This is a genomic window from Pseudonocardia kunmingensis (genome assembly GCF_006716445.1).
Classification (GTDB): Bacteria; Actinomycetota; Actinomycetes; order Mycobacteriales; family Pseudonocardiaceae; genus Pseudonocardia; species Pseudonocardia kunmingensis.
Window position 1 is genome coordinate 3,269,707 of record NZ_VFPA01000001.1, and the last position, 9,748, is coordinate 3,279,454.

Below are 9,748 nucleotides of genomic sequence, written 5' to 3' on the forward strand. Positions count from 1 at the left end.
AAGATGTGACGAACGCTACTTGTCCTATAAGCTGGTGACATGCAGAGGAGACAGGAGGCGGCCGAGGCTGTCAAGGTCCGGACCCTCCCGGTGCAGGTCGCCGCTCACCTGGCCCGTCGCATCGTCAGCGGCGAGGTGCCGGAGGGCCGGGCGCCGTCGGAGCTGGACATCTCGCGGGAGTTCGGGGTCTCGCGGGTGGTGGCCCGCGAGACCCTCAAGATCCTCGCGTCGCTCGACATCGTCGACATCGCCCAGGGCCGCCGGGTCACCGTCCGGCCGCAGGCGGAATGGGACTACCTGAGCCCGCTGCTGGCCGAGTGGCTGCCCAGGGAGTTCGTCGACGAGCTGCTGCGCGAGCTGCACCAGACCCGTGAGCTGCTGGAGCCGGAGCTGGCCGCGATGGCCGCCGCCGCCATCACCGACGAGACGCTCGCGCGCCTGCGCGCCGAGCTGGACCGCATGGCGGAGCTGGAGTCCGACCCGGACGCCTACCTCGAGGTCGACCACGAGTTCCACATGGAGATCTGCCGGGCGGCGAACAACCGCATCCTCGACCGGATCATGTACTCGGCGCGCTGGCTCGGCACCGCCAGCCGTCGGGTCACCAACCAGGCCGGCCCGGACAGCCTGCCCAACGCCACGGCGGCCCACATGCGCATCTACCGCGCGCTCGAGGCCCGCGACCCGGACGCCGCACGCGAAGCCATGCGGGTCCACGTGCGGGGCAACGCCCCGCTGCTGGCAGACAAGGAGAAGCAGCGCATGGGGGTGGCCAGTGAGCGGGCATGAGTCCATCCGGCTCGGGTTGATCGGCACGGGCCTCGCGGTCGAGAAGCTGCACTGGCCGGCCCTGCGCCGCATGCCCGACCGCTACGTCGTCACCGCGCTCGCCGACGCCTCCGCCGAGCAGGCCGAACGCTTCGCCACCGCCGCCGGGCTCACGGCGGCCGCTCGCACCACCGACCACCACGCCCTGCTGGCCAGGGCCGACGTGGACGCGGTGCTGATCTCGGTGCCGATCCCGGCCCTCTACGGCATCGCGGCCGACGCACTGGCGGCGGGCAAGCACGTGCTCTGCGAGAAGCCCACCGGCACCGGCGAGGAGCAGGCGCGGGCGTTCCTCGAGCTCCCCGCTGCGCACCCGGACCGCACGATCATGATCGCGGAGAACTACTTCTACCGCGACGACATCCGCCACGCCCGGGCGCTGGTCGACGACGGCGCCATCGGCAAGCTGCACCTGATGGCGTACCGGCGTGCCGGGCAGTCGGTGCCGCGTGAGGGCGGGTTCAGCAGCACTCCGTGGCGGCAGCGGCCGCAGTACCGCGGCGGGGTGCACCTCGACGCCGGTGTGCACGACATCGCGCAGATCCGGATGCTCTGCGGTGACGCGCTGCGGGTGCACGGCGGGGTGCAGTGGGCCAACAGCACGATCGACTCGCCGTCGGACCTCACGCTGAACCTGACCTTCGCCTCCGGCGCGGTCGGCAACTACACGGCGTGCTACTCGGAGATCCCGCTGCCTGCCGAGCCGAACGACATGCGCCTCTACGGCACCGAGGGCGTGCTCGTGCTCTCCGGGCCGGAGGCGGAGCGGCGCGTCACGCTGGTCCGCGCGGACGGCAGCACCCGCACCGACGTGTTCACCGGCATCGACAACGGCTACTACGGGGAGCTCTGCGACTTCTCCGACGCCGTGCGCCACGGCGCCCCCGTGGTCGCGACGGTGGCCCAGAGCGTCACGAACATGCGGATCGTCCTCGGCGCTCTGGACTCGGCCGAGCGGGACGAGGTCGTCGGGCTCGAGCCGGCCGACGAGGCGGGGGTGCCGCTGTGGCGCCCCCGCGGCGGCGCGGGGCTGTTCGACGGGCTGCCCGGTGACCGGACATCTGAGGAGTGACCGTTGACACGCGCGCGCAGTCCTCCTAACGTGATTCGCGTCGCACTACGCGGTAGCGGATTCTGCTACGCGAAACCATTTCCCGTTTTCGTTCCACAGCATGAACACGCAGCGCTTTCTCCGGCAAGGGGGCCGGAAGTGCTGCTCCGCGGGCCGTTCCGGCCCGTTCCTCGCACGAGGAGGGGAGGCACGTCGCCTCCCGGCCCCCGTCGGTTGCAACGTCGCCCCGTCGGCACGCGTCCCGAGAGCGGACGCGGGAGGAGTGGTCATGGCACAGCGGATCCAGCCCGTCTGGTCGAGGCGCAAGTTCCTGGGGATGAGCGCGCTCGGCGCCGTGGGCCTGACGGCCTGTGGCGGCGGTCCGCCGGCCGCGCCCCCGGTGGAGGTCCAGGTCCCGCAGGAGATCCTCGACGCTGCGGCGTCCTACCGCGGTAGCTCGGTGGGGATGCTCTCCCAGAAGCTCTACTCCGACGCCGCCAACGCGGCGCTCGACCGGTCGCTCCAGGCGTTCGCGCAGGCCACCGGCACCACCGTGCAGAACGACCTGGTCTCCGGCGACGCAGGCGACATGGTCGCCAAGATGGACGCCGAGGTGAAGGCGGGCACCGCCCGGGACCTGGCCTTCATGAGCGACCAGCGCTTCGTCGGCCAGCTCCAGAACCTCGGCGACCTCACCGACCTCACCGACGTGGTCGAGGAGATGAAGGGGCTCTACGGAGAGCCGGCCTCGGAGGCCAAGAACTACTGCGTGTTCGACGGGCGCTGGTACGCGATCCCGTACCACTTCATCGCCGCCGGGATGTACCTGCGCAAGGACTGGTACGCGGAGAAGGGCATCCCGATCAAGCCCACCTACTCGTGGGAGGAGCTGCGCGACAACGCGCTGGCGGTGTCCGACCCCGCGCAGCGGCGCTTCGGGTGGGGCATCACCGTGAACCGCTCCGGCGACGCCAACGGGTTCATCGAGTCCGTCGTCAACGCCTACGGCGGGGCGATCGCGGACAACACCGGGCAGCGGGTGGTGTTCAACTCGCCGGAGACCGTCGAGGCCATCTCGTTCATCGGCGACATCTACACGAACCCGAAGTACGAGCCGATGCTGCCGCCCGGGATCGAGGCCTGGACCGACACCGGCAACAACGAGAACTGGCTCGCCGGCATCATCGGGCTCACCAACAACCAGTACAGCATCTACGCCGACTCGAAGACCAAGGGCAACCCGGTCTACGAGAACACGCACCCGTTCAACGGTGCCTACGGTCCGGCCATCGACCGGCCGCTCGCGATCGGCCAGTCGAACTCGTTCGTCGTCTTCAAGGGGGCGAAGAACCCCGACCTCGCCAAGCAGGTGGCGAAGTTCATGGTCAGCGGAAGCGCATTGCTCGGCGTCGCGAAGGAGGCGCCCTGCCTGGTGAACCCGTCCTGGGAGCGGGTGTGGGACTCCGACCCGTACTACACCAGCGGCGACCCCGCGTTCGCCGCGATCCGCGAGCAGACCCGGCAGGAGCTGCCGATCACCACCGCCACCGGCTACTCGTTCCCACAGCCGCCCAGCCCCGGCCAGCAGGCTGCCGTGGCGGCCTACCTGCTGACGGACATGATGCAGTCGGTGATCCAGGGCACCAGCCCGGCCGAGGCGGTGGCCACCACCCACGACCGCATGGTCGACATCTTCGAGCAGCAGGGCTACCGGCAGTGACCATCCTGCGGCCGCAGCCCGCCCCCACCCGACCGGCGGCGACGGCATCGCCCGCGCTCGTCGGCGCACAGCGGTGGTTGGGGCGCGACTGGCGGCTCGCCACGGCGTTCCTCGCGCCCACCGGGCTGCTCATCGCGGCGCTGATCCTGTTCCCGATCGTCAGCTCGATGATCACCAGCACCACCGAGCGGCACGGGGCGGAGACCGTCTTCGTCGGGCTGGACAACTACACCGCCCTCGCCGACGACCCGGTGTTCCACACCGGCGTGCTCAACTCGTTCGTCTTCACCGCCTACGCCGAGATCTTCAAGGTCACCCTCGGCCTCATCGCGGCGTTGATGCTGCACCACATGCGCCGCGGCCGGGCGGTCCTCGCGGGGATCATCCTGCTGCCCTGGGTGGTGCCCACGGTCGTCACCGCCTTCACCTGGCGGTCGCTGTTCGACCCGATCTTCGGCAGCGTCAACACGGTGCTCACCGCGACGGGCGTCGGTCCTGCGCTCGCCGCGATCGGGCTCGTCGAGTCCTGGCCCGCGGAGTGGCTGTCCGACCCCGCGCTCGCGATGCCGGCGGTGATCCTGGTCAACGTCTGGAAGGGCATCCCGTTCTTCACGGTGACCTTCCTCGCAGGCCTCAAGGCGATCGACAGCGGCCTCTACGAGGCCGCGATGGTGGACGGCGCGTCGGCCTGGCAGCGGTTCCGGCACGTCACGCTGCCCGGCCTGCGGCACGTCATGATCGTGACGGTGCTGCTGTCGTCGATCTGGACGTTCAACAACTTCGACCTGATCTGGCTGATGACCCAGGGCGGGCCCGGTGACGCCACGGCCCCGTACGTGATGGTGGCCTACTCCAAGGCCATCCAGCAGCTGCAGCTGGGTGCGGGCGCGGCGGTCACCCTGGTGATGCTGCCTATCGTCGGCATCCTGGTGCTGGTGCTCGTGCGGATGATGCGCCGCAGCGACGGTCCGGGCATGGGAGACCTCGGGCGCAGCCGGCTCACGCCGGCGCAGCGCAAGGCGATGCCGTGGGTGGTCGTCGCCGTCTCGACGCTGCTGCTGGTCTGGTCGTCGCCGCACATCGTGTGGAAGGCCGCGCTCGTGCTGGGCGTCTGCGTGCTGCTCGCCGCCGCCGTCGGGCGGATCGTCTCCACGCTGGCCGCGCGCGGCAACCAGCGGGCGGCGCGGCTGGTCAATGGCATCGGCTCGGGAGTCGCGCTCGTCGGGCTGCTGGCCTTCGTGCTCGCCCCGCTGTACTGGATGACGGTCACGGCGTTCAAGTCCGACGCCCAGATCGTCATGCGCACGAACGACCTGTGGCCCACCCCGTGGAGCACCGAGCAGTTCACCAACCTCTTCACGGGCCGGGCGTTCGGCACCTGGTACCTCAACACGATCCTGGTGGCGGGGGCGTCCACCCTGATCGCCCTGGTCTGCGCCGCGCTCGCCGGCTACGCGCTCGCGCGGCTGAAGTTCCGCGGCTCGGAGAGCTTCACGGTGACGATCCTGCTCACCTACGTGATGCCGGGCGCGCTGCTGTTCATCCCGCTCTACCAGATGATGAGCGGGGTCGGGCTGAACGACTCCCTGTGGTCGCTCGTGCTCACCTACCCGACGTTCACGCTGCCGTTCGCGACGTGGCTGCTGGTCGGCTACTTCCGGTCCATCCCGGCCGACCTGGAGGAGTCGGCGCTGGTCGACGGCTGCACCCGGTTCGGCGCGTTCGTGCGGATCGTGCTGCCGCTGGCCAAGCCGGGCCTGCTGGCGGTCGCCCTGTTCACGCTGACGAACGCGTGGAACGAGTTCCTCTTCGCGTTCGTGTTCATCACCCGCAACGAGTACATGACCCTGCCGGTCGGCATGCAGTCGATGATCTTCGGCGACGTGGTGCCGCAGGGCCAGCTGGCCGCGGCGTCGCTGCTCATCAGCATCCCGGTCGTGCTCATGTACGCGTTCGGGCAGCGGTTCTTGACCGAGGGCCTGACAGCGGGTGCTGTCAAGGGATGACATCAGCGACATCAGCGGGGCCGGCCCGTCGGGGGCGCGCGAGCGCGGCGGGCACGTCCGTCGAGAAGGCCATGAGGATCATCGAGGCGCTGGCCGTCTCCGCAGGTCCGCACCGGCTGATGGACGTGGCCGCCCGGGCGGCCGTCCCGCGGTCCACCGCCTACCGGGTGCTGGCCATGCTCGCCGCCGAGGGCTACGCCGAGAACTGCGGTGACGGGCGCTACGGCATCGGGGGGCGCCTGTCCGGGCTCGGCGCGCAGATCGTCTCGGTCGTGTCGGCCGGGGTCGGTCCCGCGCTGTGCCGGCTGCAGCAGGAGGCGGGCGGCAACACCGTGCACCTGGCGGTCCGCGTCGGCGACCACGCCGTCTACCTGCACAAGGTCGACAGCGACAAGCCCTACGAGATGCGGTCCCGCGTGGGCAACCAGCTGTGGCTGCACTGCACGGCGATCGGCAAGGCGGTCCTCGCGCACCTTCCCCGCGACGAGGTCGAAGCCGTCGTCGCCTCCGCCGGGATGCCGCCCCGGACGCCGGCGACGATCACTGACCTCCCGGCGCTGCACGCCGAGCTGGCCGCGGTGCGCGAGCGCGGCTACGCGATCGACGACGAGGAGAACGAGGCCACCGTGCGCTGCCTCGGCGCCGCGTTCCTCGACCCGAGCGGACGCCCGCGCGGTGGCGTGAGCATCTCGACCGTCACGTTCGCGGTCGAGCGCGACGAGCTGCTCGGTTACGCCCCTGCGCTGCAGGCGGCAGTGGCCGGGATGGCCGACCTGATCCAGCCCACCTGGTGATCGACCCGAGAGAGAGAAGGCGAAGCGGACGTGCGCATCCATCCCGGCAAGGACGACCTCGAGGAGCTCACGGCGGCGTGGACCGGTGAGCGGTTCGGGTCGGGTCGGCCCCGTGTGCCCGACGACGTGCTGGCGAGCTTGCGGCTGGCCACCACGGAGGAGGCGTGGGGGCACCTGTTCCAGGCCGGCTACGTGCGCCAGTTCGCGGGTGGCTGGCGTGAGACCCACCCGGGCACGGTGATCGTGGGGCGGGCGGTGACGGCGCAGTTCCTGCCGCATCGTCCCGACTTCGACGGCGTGGTGGTCGCGGCCGGGGCCCGGGAGGGGCACCTGGAGGGTGACCGGCAGAACTCGTGGGTGATCGAGACGCTGGAGGACGGCGACGTGATGGTCGTCGACATCTTCGGCAAGATCGTCGAGGGGACGGTGGTCGGGGACAACCTGGGCACCGCGGTGGCCTCCCGCACCGGGGTGGGCGCGGTGATCGACGGTGGTATCCGGGACCTGCAGGGCCTGTCGCAGCTGCCCGGCGGGGTGAACATCTTCCACCGCGACGTGGACCCGACCCCGATCCGTGGGGTGACGCTGGCCGGGATCAACATCCCGGTCCGGATCGGCGGTGCCACGGTGCTGCCGGGCGACGTGATCCTCGGCACCCCGACGGGGGTGGCGGTGATCCCGGCGCACCTGGCGGCCGCGGTGGCCGCCTCGAGCGAGGACACCCGGGTGCGGGATGTGTTCGGCAAGCAGCGGTTGTCCGAGCGGCGTTATACCAGCGCGCAGATCGACGTCCCGACGTGGGCGGATGACATCGAGTCCGATTTCCAGCAGTGGCGCGAGGAGCAGAACGCGTGAGCACCAGCACGAGCACGAGCACGATTTCCGAGGAGTACGTCAGCACGGCGTCGCGGCCGAGCGCGCTGCGGATCACCGACGTGCGGGTGGCGAACCTGCACGGGGTGCCGTTCCGTTCCTCGATCGTCCGGATCGACACCAACCAGGGCCTCGTCGGCTACGGGGAGGTGCGCGACCAGGCCAGCGCCACCTACGCGCTGGTGCTGAAGAGCCGGTTGGTCGGGGAGAACCCGTGCAACCTGGACAAGGTCTTCCGCAAGATCAAGCAGTTCGGGCACCACGGCCGCCAGGGCGGCGGCGTGTCGGGCATCGAGATGGCGCTGATGGACCTGGCGGGCAAGGCCTACGGGGTGCCCGCCTACGCGCTGGTGGGCGGCCGGTTCCGGGACACCGTCCGGTGCTACGCAGACACGCCCTCGCTCGCCGACCCGCACGCGATGGGGGAGAAGCTGCTGGAGCGCAAGCGCCGCGGCTTCACCATGCTCAAGATGGACGTGGGCATCTCGCTGCTGTGGGACGTGCCGGGCGCGCTCATCGCGCCGACCGGCGCCCGCGAGGACGTCACCACGATGCACCCGTTCACCGGCATCCAGGTCACGCCCAAGGGCGTGGAGCACCTGGCGAGCTACGTCGACACGATCCGCTCGATCGTCGGCTACGACGTCGCCCTTGCGGCCGACCACTTCGGGCACATCGCGCTGGACTCGTGCATCCGGATCGGGCGGGCGCTGGAGCCGTTCACGCTGGCGTGGATCGAGGACCTGATCCCGTGGCAGTTCACCGACCAGTGGCGGCAGCTGACCGAGGCGGTGGCGGTGCCGACGTGCACGGGGGAGGACATCTACCTGGCGGAGAATTTCAAGCCGCTGCTGGATGCGGGTGCGATCCGGGTGGTGCACCCGGACCCGGCGACATCGGGTGGGATCGCGGAGACCAAGCGGCTGGGTGACTACGCCCAGGAGCGGGGGGTCGCGATGGCGCTGCACCTGGCGGCGTCGCCGGTCGCGACGATGGCGTGCGTGCACCTCGCTGCCGCGACGGAGAACTTCCTCGCCCTGGAGCACCACGCCGCCGACGTCCCGTTCTGGAGCGAGCTGGTGACCGACCTGCCCCGCCCGCTGATCCAGAACGGCCAGATCGAGGTGCCGGAGACCCCGGGCCTCGGGTTCGGCGACATCAACGAGGACCTGTTCCGCGCCCAGCTCGACCCGCGCGACCCGGTGTTCTTCGCCGAGACGACGCACTGGGACGCCGAGACCAGCCACGACCGGCTCTGGAGCTGATCAATGCGCATCGCGGTCACGGGCGCGGCGGGTCTGCTCGGCAGGCACGTCGTCGCCCGTGCCGTCCGCGCCGGCCACGACGTCGTCGCCACCGACCTGCCGGGCGCCCCCGAGGCGTCCGGCAGGTCGGTGCGGTGGCGGGCGGCGGACCTCACCGACCTGGACGCCGTGCGATCCGTGCTCGCCGGCACGCAGGGGGTCGTCCACCTCGGCGGGCTCACCAACCCCCACCACCCGGAACCGGACGTCCACCGGATCAACGTGGGCGGCAGCCACCACGTGCTGGTGGCGGCGGAGGAGCACGGCCTGGCGGCGGTCTGCCTCGCGTCGAGCATCAACGCGATCGGCGGGGTCTACAGCGCGCACCCCCGCTACGACCACTTCCCGATCGACGAGGAGGAGCACCCCTCCTACTGCGAGGACTCCTACAGCCTGTCGAAATGGCTGATCGAGCAGCAGTCCGCGGCGTTCGCCCGCCGCCGCCCGGACGCGGCGTTCTCCGCACTGCGGCTGCACGGCCTGCGCGCGGACGCCGCGTCCGCGCGCAGCGATGACGACGAGCGGGCGCGCAAGGACCTGTGGGGCTGGGTGAGCCTGGACGCCGCGGCGTCCGCCTGCCTGCTGGCCCTGCGCCGCCCGACCCCCGGCCACGCCGTGTACCACGTGGTGTCCGACCGCACGATCACCCGCACCCCCAGCTCCGAGCTGGCCGCTCGCTTCTACCCCGACGTGCCGCTGCGCGCGCCGTTGGAGGGCAACGCGGGCTTCTACTCGACCGCGCGGATCACCGCCGACCTCGGGTGGGACCCCGCCGTCGACCACCCGGAGATCGGTGACGCAGAACGGGCCCGGCAACCGGCGTCGTCCGCGTGACGCATCCCCACCGGACGAAAGGCACTCTCGTCGGTACTTAGTGTCCCCCACCGGAGGTCCGCCGAATAATTCGGCGGCCCAGCTCCACGCTGCGCGCACCGGTCGACGAGCCGAGTACGCCCGGTACGAGGCCCGCCGCCCGGCACACGCAGCGAGAACCTGGATCCACCGACTTACCCAGCGAACTTCCGGCGGGGGCACTAGCCGACGAAAGTGCCGCTCGTCATGCGAATCCCGCTTCTGCTCGCGATGATCGCCGTTTCGGTGCGCTCGGCGTTACCGGGACAGCAGTAGGAGCACCGAGCCGGCGATCACGGGCCCGCTGCGTCGGCCGCGCA

General features: G+C 70.9%; 8 protein-coding genes. All 8 read left to right on the forward strand.

Annotated elements, in window-relative coordinates; genetic code table 11:
- The first annotated feature begins 39 nt into the window (after nt 1-39).
- A complete protein-coding gene (locus FB558_RS15640; protein ID WP_246106459.1) occupies nt 40-789 on the forward strand; it encodes a FadR/GntR family transcriptional regulator in 750 nt (249 codons plus the stop codon).
- The gene (locus FB558_RS15645) at nt 776-1,900 is read left to right on the forward strand and encodes a Gfo/Idh/MocA family protein (protein ID WP_142053352.1); all 1,125 of its coding nucleotides are present in this window, start codon (nt 776-778) and stop codon (nt 1,898-1,900) included. The genes FB558_RS15640 and FB558_RS15645 overlap by 14 nt, the downstream gene beginning before the upstream one ends.
- A 268-nt stretch (nt 1,901-2,168) precedes the next feature.
- Nucleotides 2,169-3,599, forward strand: coding sequence for an extracellular solute-binding protein (locus FB558_RS15650; RefSeq protein WP_142053354.1), 1,431 nt, complete (start codon nt 2,169-2,171; stop codon nt 3,597-3,599).
- On the forward strand, nt 3,596-5,605 hold the full coding sequence (locus tag FB558_RS15655; protein ID WP_142053356.1) for an ABC transporter permease: 2,010 nt from the start codon (nt 3,596-3,598) through the stop codon (nt 5,603-5,605). Before FB558_RS15650 ends, FB558_RS15655 begins: the two co-directional genes overlap by 4 nt.
- Nucleotides 5,602-6,399 carry an IclR family transcriptional regulator gene (locus FB558_RS15660; RefSeq protein ID WP_142053358.1) on the forward strand — a complete coding sequence of 266 codons (798 nt, stop codon included), beginning with the start codon at nt 5,602-5,604 and terminating at the stop codon, nt 6,397-6,399. Before FB558_RS15655 ends, FB558_RS15660 begins: the two co-directional genes overlap by 4 nt.
- A gap of 30 nt (nt 6,400-6,429) precedes the next feature.
- Nucleotides 6,430-7,254, forward strand: a complete 825-nt coding sequence (locus FB558_RS15665) for an RraA family protein (RefSeq protein ID WP_142053360.1) — start codon at nt 6,430-6,432, stop codon at nt 7,252-7,254.
- Nucleotides 7,251-8,537 (forward strand): mandelate racemase/muconate lactonizing enzyme family protein, encoded by a 1,287-nt coding sequence (locus tag FB558_RS15670; RefSeq protein ID WP_246106460.1) that lies wholly within the window; start codon nt 7,251-7,253, stop codon nt 8,535-8,537. Before FB558_RS15665 ends, FB558_RS15670 begins: the two co-directional genes overlap by 4 nt.
- A gap of 3 nt (nt 8,538-8,540) precedes the next feature.
- Nucleotides 8,541-9,410: an NAD-dependent epimerase/dehydratase family protein gene (locus FB558_RS15675; RefSeq protein ID WP_142053362.1), complete on the forward strand. Its 870-nt coding sequence runs from the start codon at nt 8,541-8,543 to the stop codon at nt 9,408-9,410.
- The last annotated feature ends 338 nt before the right edge of the window (nt 9,411-9,748 follow it).